Annotated in this window: 13 protein-coding genes and 1 tRNA gene; 8 read left to right on the top strand and 6 right to left on the bottom strand. The window is 69.4% G+C overall.

Annotated features, from left to right (window positions below; genetic code table 11):
* Positions 1-173: 173 nt before the first annotated feature.
* On the bottom strand, positions 174-1,130 hold the full coding sequence (locus tag CBF90_RS12795) for an L-lactate dehydrogenase (protein ID WP_088380762.1): 957 nt from the start codon (positions 1,128-1,130) through the stop codon (positions 174-176).
* A gap of 32 nt (positions 1,131-1,162) precedes the next feature.
* On the bottom strand, positions 1,163-1,942 hold the full coding sequence (locus CBF90_RS12790; RefSeq protein WP_088380761.1) for an SDR family oxidoreductase: 780 nt from the start codon (positions 1,940-1,942) through the stop codon (positions 1,163-1,165).
* 100 nt (positions 1,943-2,042) lie between these two features.
* On the opposite strand from CBF90_RS12790, the gene CBF90_RS12785 reads away from it, so the two are divergent.
* On the top strand, positions 2,043-2,894 hold the full coding sequence (locus CBF90_RS12785) for a helix-turn-helix transcriptional regulator (protein WP_088380760.1): 852 nt from the start codon (positions 2,043-2,045) through the stop codon (positions 2,892-2,894).
* Between the two features lie 19 nt (positions 2,895-2,913).
* Here CBF90_RS12785 and CBF90_RS12780 read toward each other — a convergent pair whose 3' ends face one another.
* Positions 2,914-4,302 (bottom strand): MFS transporter, encoded by a 1,389-nt coding sequence (locus CBF90_RS12780; protein ID WP_071918987.1) that lies wholly within the window; start codon positions 4,300-4,302, stop codon positions 2,914-2,916.
* A gap of 70 nt (positions 4,303-4,372) precedes the next feature.
* Here CBF90_RS12780 and CBF90_RS12775 point away from each other — a divergent pair.
* From CBF90_RS12775 to CBF90_RS12755, 5 genes are all read left to right on the top strand, one after another.
* A tRNA-Ser gene (locus tag CBF90_RS12775) sits at positions 4,373-4,463 on the top strand.
* A 752-nt stretch (positions 4,464-5,215) separates the two neighbouring features.
* Positions 5,216-5,743 carry a hypothetical protein gene (locus CBF90_RS12765; RefSeq protein WP_141097165.1) on the top strand — a complete coding sequence of 176 codons (528 nt, stop codon included), beginning with the start codon at positions 5,216-5,218 and terminating at the stop codon, positions 5,741-5,743.
* Between the two features lie 14 nt (positions 5,744-5,757).
* Positions 5,758-6,204 carry a hypothetical protein gene (locus CBF90_RS12760; RefSeq protein ID WP_141097164.1) on the top strand — a complete coding sequence of 149 codons (447 nt, stop codon included), beginning with the start codon at positions 5,758-5,760 and terminating at the stop codon, positions 6,202-6,204.
* A 501-nt stretch (positions 6,205-6,705) separates the two neighbouring features.
* A complete protein-coding gene (locus CBF90_RS18435; protein ID WP_172407841.1) occupies positions 6,706-6,855 on the top strand; it encodes a hypothetical protein in 150 nt (49 codons plus the stop codon).
* A gap of 195 nt (positions 6,856-7,050) precedes the next feature.
* Positions 7,051-8,466 carry an immunoglobulin domain-containing protein gene (locus CBF90_RS12755; RefSeq protein WP_141097163.1) on the top strand — a complete coding sequence of 472 codons (1,416 nt, stop codon included), beginning with the start codon at positions 7,051-7,053 and terminating at the stop codon, positions 8,464-8,466.
* Between the two features lie 28 nt (positions 8,467-8,494).
* Here the strand turns inward: CBF90_RS12755 and CBF90_RS12750 are convergent, their stop codons facing one another.
* The 3 genes from CBF90_RS12750 to CBF90_RS12740 form a co-directional block, all read right to left on the bottom strand.
* Positions 8,495-8,764: a hypothetical protein gene (locus tag CBF90_RS12750; protein WP_141097162.1), complete on the bottom strand. Its 270-nt coding sequence runs from the start codon at positions 8,762-8,764 to the stop codon at positions 8,495-8,497.
* Positions 8,765-9,044: 280 nt separating this feature from the next.
* The gene (locus tag CBF90_RS12745) at positions 9,045-9,971 is read right to left on the bottom strand and encodes an SDR family oxidoreductase (RefSeq protein WP_088380755.1); all 927 of its coding nucleotides are present in this window, start codon (positions 9,969-9,971) and stop codon (positions 9,045-9,047) included.
* A gap of 95 nt (positions 9,972-10,066) precedes the next feature.
* Positions 10,067-10,915 carry a helix-turn-helix transcriptional regulator gene (locus CBF90_RS12740; protein ID WP_088380754.1) on the bottom strand — a complete coding sequence of 283 codons (849 nt, stop codon included), beginning with the start codon at positions 10,913-10,915 and terminating at the stop codon, positions 10,067-10,069.
* Positions 10,916-11,125: 210 nt separating this feature from the next.
* Between CBF90_RS12740 and CBF90_RS12735 the strand changes: the two genes are divergently transcribed.
* Positions 11,126-11,308, top strand: a complete 183-nt coding sequence (locus CBF90_RS12735) for a hypothetical protein (RefSeq protein ID WP_064955517.1) — start codon at positions 11,126-11,128, stop codon at positions 11,306-11,308.
* 153 nt (positions 11,309-11,461) lie between these two features.
* Positions 11,462-12,442 (top strand): S41 family peptidase, encoded by a 981-nt coding sequence (locus CBF90_RS12730; protein WP_197690583.1) that lies wholly within the window; start codon positions 11,462-11,464, stop codon positions 12,440-12,442.
* Positions 12,443-12,505: the final 63 nt, after the last annotated feature.

Raw genomic sequence — 12,505 nt, 5'->3', positions numbered from 1 at the left:
CGCGACCCCCGACATCCCCTCGTCTGTCAGCGCCGGCGCCGGTTCGGGCGATACATACGTCGGACCGGTGGTGCGGATGTCGTCTTCCCGCGGCTCCGGGACGACACCAGCACCGCCGGTCCGACGGATGTATCAGCACCCCGCGCGACACCGCGCGCCGGGCGCGCGCGAGGTCAGCCGCGCAGGGAGGTGGCGACGTCGCTGAGGGCCGCCGCCGAGTGCTGGAACAGCTCGAGCTCGCGCTTGGAGAACTCGATCTCGCGCACAGGGAACGCGCCCCGGCGGTTGACGACCGACGGCACGGACAACGCCATGCCGTCGACACCGTGGAAGTCGCGCAGCACCGTGGAGACGGGCAGTACGGCATCCTCGTCGCGCAGGATCGCCTCGACGATGCGCGCGCTCGAGAGGCCGATGGCGTAGTTCGTCGCACCCTTGCCCTGGATCACCTTGTATGCGGCGTCGCGGACGTCGACGGCGATCTGGTCCAGCTCCTCCGCGGTGAACTTGGGCTGACCGTCGAGGGGCACCCAGTCGAGGATGGGCACCGTGCCGATGGTGGCATGCGACCACAGCGGGAACTCGGTGTCACCGTGCTCGCCGACGATGTAGGCGTGCACGCTCGAGATCGAGACACCGGCGCGACGGGCGATCTTCCAGCGCAGACGCGAGGTGTCGAGAACGGTGCCGGAGGCGAAGATGCGCTCGGGCGGCAGGTCGGTGGCCTCCTGCGCGAGAACGGTGAGCACGTCGCAGGGGTTGGTGACGATGACGAAGGTCGCGTTGGGGGCGACATCGAGCAGCTGCGGCATCATCGATGCGATGATGCCCGCGTTCACGCCCGCGAGCTCCGTGCGCGTCTGTCCGGGCTTCTGCTTGGCGCCGGCGGTGATGACCACGACGTGCGAGCCCTCTGCGACAGAGATGTCGGACCCGCCGATGATGTCGCTCGAGCCGGTGAACTGAGCGCCGTGTGCGAGGTCGAGCACCTCGGCCTCGGTCTTCTCGGTGGCGATGTCGTAGAGGGCCACGTGACGGGCCGAGCCGCGGATGAGGGCCGCGTAGGCGACGCTGGATCCGACGGCGCCCGCGCCGACGACGGTGAGTTTGGAGTTCTCGATCGCGCTCATGATCTCAGTCTGGCAGGGGCGCATGAGAGTCGCTACCGGGCCCCTCTCCGACCTGCGTGGGGGTCGGAGGAGTTGAGTGTCCGCACGACATCTGCGTAGTCGCCGCGCGCTTCACCATGGCGCAGGAACTTCACGCGCTCGACGAGCACTTCACGCACATCGGCATCCCGCTCGAGGATCGCCATCACCTCGTCGACGAACTCGTCGAGCGGCTGCGCTTGCGGGTTGTCGGCGTGACCGGGCATGAGGTCGGTCTGCACAGCCGGCGGCACGAGCTCCACGATCTCGACGGGGGAGCCGGCGTACTGCAGACGCAGCGATTCGCTCAGCATGTGGATCGCCGCCTTCGTGGCGTTGTAGCTGGGCGTCGCAGCGAGCGGGGCGAAGGCCAGCCCCGACGAGACCGTCATGATCGTCGCGGCGGGGCGGGTCAGCAGGTGCTCGATGAACGCGCCGATCAGCCGGATGGGCCCCAGCAGGTTCGTCGTGACGGTGCGTTCCGCGCTGTCGACGAATCCCACGGGAGAGGTCCAGTCCTCCGCGTTCATGATGCCCGCCATCGTGACGAGCACATCGAGACCGGGATGCCGCTCCAGAACCTCGGCGGCGGCACGGTCGATGGATGCGGCATCCGACGTGTCGATCTCGACGCCGTCGATGGCCGGGTGCGACGAGCGGAGGTCGTCGATGAGTTCGCGCCGGCGGCCACCGACGATGACCGTGTTGCCGCGCTCGGCGAGGGCGATGGCGAGAGCGCGGCCGATGCCGCTCGTCGCGCCGGGGATGAAGATGGTGCGTCCGGTAATGTCCATGCGACGACTCTCGTCGCGGCATCCCCCTGCATCCAGGCACACGTGAACGGGGGAGCGGCGGTCCCTGGCTCGAGCGGGTCGCCGCGGTCACAATGGATGCGTGGACCGCGCCGCACTCGCCCGATTCCTCCGCGCACGTCGCGAGCGGCTGCGTCCGGAAGACGTCGGACTGCCGTCGGGGGAGCGCCGCCGGGTGCCGGGACTCCGGCGCGAAGAGGTCGCGCAACTCGCTCTCATGAGCGCCGACTACTACACGCGTCTCGAGCAGGAGCGCGGGCCGCAGCCGAGCCTGCAGATGCTCGCGTCGCTCACGCGGGCCCTGCGCCTCTCGCGCTCGGAGCGCGACCACCTGCATCGCCTCGCGGGGCATACGCCGCCCGAGCGCTCCGGCGCCGCCGACCACGTCGCTCCGGCGCTTCAGCGGGTGCTCGATCGGCTCGACGACATCCCGGCGCTCGTGATCACCGAGCTCGACGAGACTCTCGCCCAGAACGACCTCGCGCGGGCTCTCTTCGGCGCGCGGGAACGACGCACCGGGCCCGAACGCAGCGGCGCCTGGTGCTGGTTCGTGCATCCTGTCAGCGAGCGGGCGGTGTATCCGGCATCCGATCACGACCGGCAGAGCCGGGCCATCGTGGCGAATCTCCGCGCCGTCGCGGGCCGGGGTGGCGCAGGGTCGCGGGCCGCGCGTCTCGTCGACGACCTGCGCGAGCGGAGCGCCGAGTTCGCGCGGCTCTGGGATCTCGAGGAGGTCGCCGAGCGGTTCGCGGATCACAAGGTGGTCGTGCATCCCGCCGTCGGCGAGATCGAGGTCGACTGCCAGGTGCTCTTCACGGAGGACCGTTCGCAGGCGCTCCTCACCCTCACGCCCGAGCCCGGGTCGGAGGCGGCGGAGAAGCTGCGGATGCTGTCTGTGCTCGGCCCGCTCGCGTCGGAGCGCTCGCCGGCCTGAGCGTTCGCCGGCCTGAGCGTCAGTCAGCCGCCGTCGGGGCTCCTTCAGCTGAGGGTGCGCTGTTCCGGATGCCGGCGAAGGCGATGAGCCCGCCTGCGGCCATGAGTGCGGCAGTGACGATCGCCGCCCGGTGGAAGCCGGCGAGGTCGAGCGTGCCGCCCACGATGGGCGCCAAGAAGGCGATGACCACGAGGCCGGCGACCCGCGCGACGGCGTTGTTCACGGCTGACGCGATGCCCGAACGTTCCGGGTCGACGGCGCCGAGGATCGTCGCGGTGAGGGGCGAGACCGTCGCGCCGAGTCCGAGCCCGAACACGACGAGGCCGGGGAGCACCTGCCACCAGTAGTCGAACTCCTCGTCGACCAGCAGCAGCATCAGTGCGCCGCCGGCCATGACGAGGGGGCCGACGGTCATGAACAGGCGCCCGCCGAGGCGTTCCGCGAGCGAGCCGGCCCACGGGCTCAGCGCGATCAGCAGCACCGTGGTCGGCAGGCTCGCCAGGCCCGCCAGCGTCGCGCTGAGGCCGGCGCCCTCTTGCAGGTAGACGCCGACGACGAAGCCGTTCAGCGAGAGGGCCGCGTAGACGAACAGGGTCGCGAGGTTGCCGGTCCAGTAGTTGCGCGCGCGGAACAGTCCGAGGGGCAGGATCGGATGCCGCGACGTTCGCTGCCGCAGCAGGAAGGCCGCGAACATCACGGCGCCGCCGGCCAGCGGCATCCAGATCGCGGGGGAGGTCCACCCGAGGTTCGGCTGCTCGATCAGCGCGAAGACCATGCCGCCGAGGCCCGCCGTGCACAGGGCGGCGCCGAACCAGTCGATCCCGGCGTCGGCCCGGCGCTCGTCGTGGACGGGGAGCCGCGCGACGAGCCACAGCGTGACGGCCACCGGCAGCACGTTGATGAGGAATGCGTAGCGCCAGGAGAGCAGGTCGACGAAGAGGCCGCCGAGCAGCGGCCCGACGAGCGAGGCGCCCGTCGTGAAGGCCGTCCACAGGCCGATGGCGCGCGAGCGCTCGTGGCCCTGGAGGAGCGAGGTGATGAGGGCGAGCGAGCTCGGCACGAGGAAGGCGCCAGCCGCACCTTGGACGGCGCGCGCGGCGATGAGGAAGACCGGGTCTTGCGCGAGACCTACCGCCACCGAGGCGACACCGAAGCCGATCAGTCCGATGCGGAGCACGAGGAGGCGCCCGTAGGCGTCGCTCACCGAGCCCGCGAGCAGGATGAGGGACGACAGCGTCAGCAGATACGCGTCGACCGCCCATTGCTGCGTCGCGAGTCCGCCGCCGAGCTCGCGCTCGATCGCCGGGAGTGCGACGTTCACGATCGTGCTGTCGAGGAAAGCCACGGATGACGCGAGCGACGCGATCGCGACGATGAGAGCCGTCTGCGGGGTCGATGATCGCGTCACAGACACACGCTACGCCTGGCCGGGGACACGTGGTTCGCAGCATCGCCTCGGATGTCGTAAGCTGGTCGGCGGTGACGTGTCCGAGCGGCCGAAGGTGCAACTCTCGAAAAGTTGTGTAGGGTAACCCCCTACCGTGGGTTCAAATCCCACCGTCACCGCCAATGAAAACCCCCGGTTATCCGGGGGTTTTCTGCATATATGGTGCGTTCCTGGTGCGGATCTGGGTCGTGCTGTCAACCGCGGTTCTGTGGCCGATGAGGGATGGCGCGATCTGGCGCAGAAGGTGGGACGCTGTGCCCGGTAGCGTCCGGCCGTCTCTGCGGCGAGCCCGGCCATGGCTGCGGCGGGTATCGCTTGTAGTAACGCTTCCAGGCGAACACGTTCGCAGCGCCTGCGAGAGCTACCCACAGTCCCAGGAGTACCCAGCGCAACGGGGCGCCGGGCTCGTCCAGCGCATGCAGCAGCAGCAGTCCCGCCACGGGGTAGCAGAGAACGCCCGCGACCATGAGCTGGTGGTTTCGCCGACGAGCCGCAGGATCCGTCGGCGGCTGAGGTGTTTCCATAGTGCGATGCGCCTCCGAACCCATCATCGGGGTAGGGCCGCAACCGTGGGAATAGGCTTGGCGGCCGGCGCGGCGCTGACCGTCGGAATGCTCGTCTAGGGGGCGTTTGCTGCCTTCGGGTCGCTGACGTCCCGGAGTAGTGCTTCTAGGATGGCGACGTGACGACCCCCGAGGGTGGCGCAGCCGCAGCAGATCATCGAGATGTTCGGTGACGTCTCGAAGGCGGATGTCATCATGAGTTTCATGCCCGGCACCAACACGACGATGGAGAGCTTCTACTCCTCCACCGCCGACGAGGGGCTGACATCCCTGACGCGGCGGATGGTCGAGTATCCCCCGATGATGTGGAGGTGGCGGGCTTCGTGCTCAAGCAGGGGTTCTTCCCGAACCTCGCTCCGCCGGAAGTGGCGGTGTTCGGGCCGCAGGTGAATCTGTGGGCTCTGCCGCTCGGCAGCCGTTACGCGGCGTTCGAGGAGGAACTGGATGTCATCACCGACTCGACACCTCTCCTTTCCGTCGAGCACTCATTCGGGTCGAGCCCCGGCGGTCAAGCTGAACGGCTGGGTGCTGACTTCCAGGCACGCGTGGTCCTGGCAGGCATCGGGATGCTGGACGGGTGGGAACCGCAAGACGGCACCGCTTACTACGCCATCCAAGGCCCCACCGACATCAACCGGGCGCTCGACGGGATGCAGGTCGACCCGTTCGGATACGCCGTGACCGCCAGCGAAGAGAACGGCTTCACCGAGCTCGACTCCGGATTCACAGGCTTCCGCCCTTTCGGGCAACACGGGGACGTGATCTCAGCGGATCCGTCCATGAACCTCCAGACGCATCTCCACCTGGAGCGCATCTTTATGGAACTGGCGAATCGATGAAGCGGACCCGTGCAGTGTCGGTCACTGCAGTTCTGACGCTGGCAGGCATGACGATGGTGGGGTGTGCGATGGCAGGAAGGTCGACGCTCGAACAGGCGCGGGCGGATACTGAGGCAGCGATGCAACGAATCGCGGACGAGATCGCCGGGGGTGTCGTCGAGGTGCGAACTCCCGACTCGGCTTACCTGGCTTGCGACGGCGGCGGGTACTACTCCATCAACCGTTGGGCAGTCACGCCACAGCCGGGTTTCGACGGCGAAGCATTCGTCGAGGCGCTCCCCGGCCGCCTTGGTTCTGATTACGTGATCGCCGAGACGGTGGACATCAAGTCCCCAGCCGTGGCCTTCAATCACGCCAGCGGGGCTGTCCTCGACGTCAAGGTACTCGGGACCGAAGGGGACATCGTCGTGGACCTTCTCGGTCTCGCTCCATGCGGCGATGGCGAGCCACCGAACGAGTGAAGCGCCGTCACTGCTTCATTGCGCCATGACAGGCGAGCGCGTCGGATGACGCTGCTTCTGTCCCCGGGCTAGTTTCGGCTGTGACCCTCGGTTGCGCCAGCCGTGTCCGCCGCGGGGCCAGCGACCGGCCCACCCGCGTCCCGCAGTCGTGACACGAGGCTATGGTGGCCGCCAGGTGGGCGTGTCTGGTCCCGCCTTCGGCCCCGCGGCGGCCACTGCCTCGATTCTCTCTCTCTCTCTCTGGAGCGATGACTACCGTGCGCTGGGGCTGGTCGTCGGTCCTTCGGTGCCCGTAATCCGGTCACGCCGCGGACATAGCTGGGCGTCGCGTGGGCGGCGCATGACCGGCAACTGGTCACGGTTTCGGGGCACGGAAGCTGGTTCTCGAGCAGCGGTGAGGGGCTGAAGTGTCGGGGGCGTGAAGCGATGGGGGCGACCTACGAGGCCCCTAGCGACTGGAGCTGAGTCGCCGCACCCGCTTCCACCCTCCGGCTTCGTTCGATGCAGTTCGAGGTATCAGTGCCCGCCATCGCATTCCGGCACTCCAGCGGCATTCTTTTCGACGTTCAGGTGATCGATCTGGACCGCCGCACGGTCGTCTCCCTGCCGGGCATCTCTGCCTGCGGTGAAGGGGAGCCGCCGGCGGAGTAGTCGGGATCGGCTGATCGCTCGCCACGCGATCTCGCCTCCAGCGGCCCTCGATCGGCGATCCGCTCGAGCCCGACTGCCGCCTCGCGACCCGGCACTCACTCTCGGCGGTCGCGCACTCAGATCCCCACGGTGAGCCTCTAGGTGCCGTGGGCCACTCCTAATCTCGTGCGTGGACGAGAACGAAGGGGAAGCACCGTGAGATGGCTCAGGGCTCGGTACCTGACGGCGGTGGCCGCGGTGTCCATGGTCGCGCTGATCGGCGTCACCGTGCCCGCGCACGCTGCGTCGACCGCCGCGGAATCGGTGCAGTCTGAGGCTGCGAGTCCGCGGGCTCTCGAGGAGATCATCGCCTCCGGCGACGACTCCGTCAGGGCGCCGGGAGAAGCATTCCATGTTCTCGCCTATCGTGTGGCCCTGCCCGCCATCACCGGAAGATTCGAGTTCACCGTCCCCGCCCACGTTGAGATCGTGGCCATGCAACACCAGTCGCAGGGGCAGCTCGCCTTCACTCTTCACGATGACGGCCGCACGGCGCGGTCCGTCTCCGCGAGCGTCCCGATGCCCACCGGCATCTTCATGCAGATGCGCTTGTCCGAGGACGCGCCCCGTGGAGCGGTTCTGGAAGGCGGCGCGATGCGGTTGCTGGCGCCGAACGGCGAACCGCTCGCCGCCGGCACCTTTACGGTGACCGTGCTCGATCTGCCGCTCGTGGAGCAGCACCCCGTCGACGTCATCGTCGACGTCGGGAGCGGCGCCGAGTTCACGACATCCGCCTCCGGTGACGGCGTCCGCACCCAGTGGCAGGTGTCGGCCGACGGCGGTGCGACCTGGTCCGACATCGTCGGGGCGACCGCCGCCACGCTCCGCCTGGAGGCCACGACGGCCGAGATGAACGGATGGCGATACCGCGCGGTACACACCAACGCCGCGGGGTCTGTCCACACGAATGGCGCCGTCCTCACCGTTCGCGGTGCACCGTATTTCATCACGCACCCGTCGGATGTCGTCGCTTCGCTCGGAGGGTTCGCCAGCTTCTACGTCTGGGTGGTGGACAATGCGACCCCAAGCACGCTCCCTGTCACCTGGGAGGTCTCGCGGGATGGTGTGGTCTGGGAGGCGTACGAGTCCGGAACGTTCGAAGAGTGGGTTCAATCTCCCAACAGCCTCTTCTTCTCAAACGTCACCGCGGAGATGGACGGTCTCCGGTTCCGGGCCGTGGCCGAGAACCATCTGGGCCGCACTGTCAGCGACCCGGCGCTGCTCACCGTTCTCGCCGCGCCGGTCATCGATTCCCATCCCGCCGACGTGCGGACGCTCGTCGGCCACGACGCGGTGTTCCGGGCGAGCACCCCCGCGGTCTCACCGGACCGCACGCAGCAGTGGCAGCAGCGAATCGCGGGCGGCGAATGGGTCGACATCCCGGGTGCGACGCAGCCCGAATACTCGACCGGGCCGACCACGCTCGCCATGGACCAGACCGAGTACCGGATCGTGTTCACGAACGGCCACGGCTCGACCGCATCCGAGCCTGCGACCCTGACGGTGCGACCCTCTCTGCCGGCATCGGTCAGCGTCGCGCCGATCGTCCGGCTCGTCGATCGGCTGCCCTGACTCCGCCCGCGGGCGGCCCGGCCCGGGGTCAGCCGTCGCGGGCTCGGTCGCGAGCGCGTTCACGCTGCCGGAAGATCAATCCGACGATGATCACGACGGCCGAGAGCAGTGAGGGAGCGACCCAGAACGATGAGGGCGCGCTTGGCGCGGTCAGATCCGACACAGCGTCATCGACGGTCGTGGACGCGAGATGGGAGAGGGCCGAGCCCGGAGGAGCTGCGGCATCGTCGGCCGCCTGCGCCGGTGTGGCGAGCCCGACCCCGAGGGCGCCGATCGCGACGATGGCGACCCGTGTCACAGCGAAAGACCACCGGCGGCGCGCCACGTCATGCCACCGCCGTGGCGCGGTTCTCGGCATCCGTCCCACTCGGAGAGCGGGGGTCAGCTGCCGGATGTTCCTCCTACGCATCGCGTCGCTCGCCCTCTCCTCGCACGGCGTCTCTACAGGTGCCGGGCAGCACCCGGAGACATGATCGCCAGGGCTCTCCTCGCTCATCCGGCGCCGGCACACGATCTGCGCGTCGAGCGAGGCGCATTGCGTGGTGCGCCGGGTCCGCGTGCGTGCTGTGCCCGTCCGCTCAGGCCGTGAAGCGGTCGCCGATCATCTCGAGGGAGGCGTCCCAGAGGCGCGGTCCGTCCGTGAGGTCGCGGAACGGCGCCCAGAACTCCTGGCGACGCGGGGCACCCGCGATGACGCGACGCGGGCCGTAGAACTCGTCGCCGCGGGAGTCGGGGCCGGCGGCCGCGAGCAGGGCGGGCTCGGCGGCGCTCGGCACGGTTCCGGCGAGCCCGACGCGCGAGAGCGCGACGATCAGCGCCCGGCCCGGAGACGCCTTCGCCCGGCCCATTCCGGGCTGCGCCGCGAGCAGGTTCGTCGGGCTGACGCCGGGGTGGGCGATGTTGCTCGACACGCCCCATCCGGCGGCGCGACTGCGCGCGTCGAGCTCGCGGGCGAAGAGGGCGACGGCGATCTTCGACTGCCGGTACGCGGCCATGTCGTCGTACCCGTGCCGCCAGTCGAGGTCGTCCCAGTTCAGTCCGCCCGAGCGGGCCGCGACGCTCGTCTGGTGCGTCACGCGTCCTTCGCCGGCGCGCAGCAACGGCAGCAGCCCCAGGGTGAGCGCCATGTGCCCGAGGTGGTTGACGCCCCATTGCAGTTCGAAGCCCTCGGCCGTCGGTTGGCGTGAGCCCGGGTTCATGACGCCGGCGTTGTTGATGAGCAGGTTCACGGGGCGGTCCTCGGCGACGAGGTCCCGGGTGAACGCGGCGACCGAGTCGAGCGAGGCGAGATCGAGCGGCCGCGTCGTGACGTGGGCGCCGGGCACCGCGCGGCGGATGCCGTCGAGGGCGGCCTCGGCTTTCGCGGGCGACCGTGCCGGCAGGACGACCGTCGCCCCCGCGGCCGCCAGTCGCGTCGCGATCACCCGGCCGATGCCGTCGGTCGCGCCGGTGACGACGGCGAGGCGTTCACGCAGGTCGGAGAGGGGAGCGGTGCCGCGGGTCATGGTTCCTCCATCGTTCACGCGAACCAGGGTGGCCCGCTCGTCCCATGCTGATCGCGGTGCCCGGCGGCAGCCAGAGCTGACTCATCCACTGATCGTCAGGTCACCCCTCGGCCGGCTCCGGCGCCGATGACGGACAGCAGTTGAAGCTTGTCGTGGCTTTCGCTCCCCGGCACCGCCGTGTAGACGAGCAGGCGGTGCGACTGGTCGGGGTCGAGGAGGGTCTGGCACTGCAGCTCGAGCGCGCCGACTTCCGGATGGCGGAACCGCTTGACCTCGGGCGGAGCGATACCGACCTGCTGCGCGTCCCACAGAGCGCGGAACTCCGCGCTGCGTTCTCTGAGCGACGCCGCCAGCGCGGCCGCGCGTGACGACGGGCCGCGCAGGGCCACGATCTCGCGAAGACCGCCCGCGTACACCCGAGACAGGACCGCGTGCTCGGCCTCGTCGTACGTCGCGCGTGCGGACGGGTCGGTGAACCAGCGGTAGCCGAGGCTGCGGGCATCTCCGGTGTAGCGGGTCGCGTCACCGACGAGTGCCACGCTCAGCGGCGTCTGCCTCAGGGTCTCGCCGAGTTCCGTGACGATCTCGGCGGGGGTGTCGTGCAACCGGTCGAGGATGCGCAGCAGCCCGGGGCTGACGTGATCGCTGGCGGGACCGCGAGCGGGCGGCGCGTGCCCGGCGAGGCGGAAGAGGTGGTCGCGCTCGCCGAGTGTCAGGTGCAGCCCCTGCGCGATCGCGGCGAGCATCTGTTCCGACGGGCGGGGGCCGGTACCGCGCTCGAGTCGGGCGTAGTAGTCCGTCGACATGTTGCAGAGCGCGGCGACCTCCTCGCGTCGCAGCCCCGGAGTCCGGCGACGCTGGCCGCGCAGCAGTCCGACGTCCGCGGGCTGCAGCGCCTCGCGCCGCATCCTCAGGAACGCGGCGAGTGTGTCTCGATCGATCATGTGGCGTCCGCCTTCCGGGGTCGCAGGGTGCGGCATCCGTTCTACCGGTCGGCGGCGAGCGCAGCCAGGACCTGCCGGTCATCCCTTCGCCTCGGCTGACGGTCGAACCGAGGAGCCGACCTGCCCAATCCGACCGGCGGGATCACGTCATGAAACGCGTGACGCGGCGTCTCGTGGGTGACGATCACTCACCGACGAACAGGCGCACCCATGACGCAGCTCGACTCCTTCTCCCCGCAGCACCCAGCCGACACCCGCGATGAGCATCCCCGAGACGTCGTGGACATCGTGCGTGGGCTGCTGATCGTGAGCGCGCTCGCGCTCGCTGTATGGGTGAGCGCCGTCGGCCTTGCGTATGCCGTCGCCGAGGTGGTGCTGGCCGTCACCGACTGACATGTCCCTCTCGAGGATGACCCTCGCCCGGGCAACTACATCGCCGTAGTGATGTGCGTGCCGGGTGCGCCTCGAGAAGATCGAAGGGTGCCACGATCGCGAACCACGAGAGCAGCAAGCCCCCATGAGAAGACTCGTCGTCGGAGGCGGCGCGTGATCGGGGCGACCGTCGCGGTGGGGGCGATTGCGGCTGTGACAGCCGTCGGTGTCGTCGCGATCGATGTCTACGGCCCCCGATTCGGCGTCTACCTGGTTCCGCCCTCGGTGCAGAAATACGCGGAGATCGCCGTCGAGCGGCTCGATCGCGGTTATCACACCGATAGTGCCGAGTGGCCAGCGGCCCGTGCCGCCCTCCTCGAGGCCGGAGCCCATGCCTCGACCTACGCCGGCCTCTATCCCGCTCTCGGGGAAGCAGTCGCGGTCGCCGGCGGGCCGCACTCGCGCTTCATCCCCCCGGGCGACGCGTCGTCAGCCGACGAGGTCGCGTCCGCACCTGTGCCGACGGTGAGCTCGCAGGGCGGCATCACCACGGTTGTGCTCCCCGAGATGATCTCCCCGGATGCGAGCGACCAGGACGCATACGCGACGACCGTCGCCGACGGGATCGATCATGCGGCAGCGGGCACGTGCGGGTGGATCATCGATCTGCGCGGCAATGTCGGCGGCAACATGTATCCGATGCTCTCGGGGGTGGCCTCCCTGATTCCCGATGGGCCGGCACTGTCGTTCCGCGACCGTCATGGCGGTGACGCCGTCGTCTCGGTGCGACCGAACGGGGCCGCGCTCGGCGAGAGCGTCTTCGTGGACGTCGGCGACCGTGCGAAGCTGACGGGCGCGCCGCTCGCTGTTCTGCAGGACGAAAGAACGGCATCCAGCGGCGAAGCCGTGCTCGCATCGTTCCGCGGGCTCGACGGCGTCCGCACGTTCGGAGTGCCGAGCGCGGGATACAGCTCCGCGAACGTGAGTGCCACGCTCTACGACGGCGCCACGCTCGTGCTCACCGAGAGTGCGTACGTCGACCGGACGGGACGCAACTACGACGAGCAGAGCATCGATCCGGATCAGCCGGTGGCGGCATCCATTGCCCACGATGAAGCGCGCGCTTGGCTTGAGGAGCAGGGATGCGCCGGTTGATCCTCACGCGTCGTGCTCGCGGACGCGGTGTCGTCCCACCCGCGTGAAGCCCCTAAGAGGCGT

This window comes from Microbacterium sp. AISO3 (assembly GCF_002204305.1).
GTDB lineage: Bacteria > Actinomycetota > Actinomycetes > Actinomycetales > Microbacteriaceae > Microbacterium > Microbacterium arborescens.
Note: the sequence above shows the minus strand (reverse complement) of the source record. Positions and strands in the feature narration are given on the sequence as shown.

What these genes read in the sequence shown, in the direction of transcription:
- CBF90_RS12790 (WP_088380761.1), bottom strand. Translation starts at nt 1,942, where the DNA reads ATGGACATTACCGGACGCACCATCTTCATCCCCGGCGCGACGAGCGGC.
- CBF90_RS12745 (WP_088380755.1), bottom strand. Translation starts at nt 9,971, where the DNA reads ATGACCCGCGGCACCGCTCCCCTCTCCGACCTGCGTGAACGCCTCGCC.
- CBF90_RS18435 (WP_172407841.1), top strand. Translation starts at nt 6,706, where the DNA reads ATGCAGTTCGAGGTATCAGTGCCCGCCATCGCATTCCGGCACTCCAGC.
- CBF90_RS12795 (WP_088380762.1), bottom strand. Translation starts at nt 1,130, where the DNA reads ATGAGCGCGATCGAGAACTCCAAACTCACCGTCGTCGGCGCGGGCGCC.
- CBF90_RS12735 (WP_064955517.1), top strand. Translation starts at nt 11,126, where the DNA reads ATGACGCAGCTCGACTCCTTCTCCCCGCAGCACCCAGCCGACACCCGC.
- CBF90_RS12740 (WP_088380754.1), bottom strand. Translation starts at nt 10,915, where the DNA reads ATGATCGATCGAGACACACTCGCCGCGTTCCTGAGGATGCGGCGCGAG.